Raw genomic sequence first — 228 nt, 5'->3', positions numbered from 1 at the left:
CTTCCCCCCGGTCCGGGCCGGTGTCCTGCGCCCCGTCGAGCAGGAAGTGGTCGATGCCCTGGTCCAGCTTGAACTGCCCCCCTGGCCCGGCAACGGGCCGCGACCAGAGGCTGACCGTGCGGGTGATCAGGTCGTTGAAATCGAGGAAACCGCGACCCCGCTTCAACTGCCCGTAGCGCGCGAACAGCCAGCCGGCGACCGCGAGCGCCGCAGCAGTCCCTTCCAGCA

Annotated in this window: 1 protein-coding gene; it reads right to left on the bottom strand. The window is 70.2% G+C overall.

Features of this window, described 5'->3' with window-relative positions:
• Window positions 1-228, bottom strand: a 228-nt coding sequence (locus tag KVT37_RS33360; RefSeq protein WP_217579133.1) for a hypothetical protein, incomplete at both ends; no start/stop codon positions are given.

This window comes from Mesorhizobium sp. GbtcB19, from assembly GCF_019091085.1.
Taxonomy (GTDB): Bacteria; Pseudomonadota; Alphaproteobacteria; order Rhizobiales; family Rhizobiaceae; genus Mesorhizobium.
Note: the sequence above shows the minus strand (reverse complement) of the source record. Positions and strands in the feature narration are given on the sequence as shown.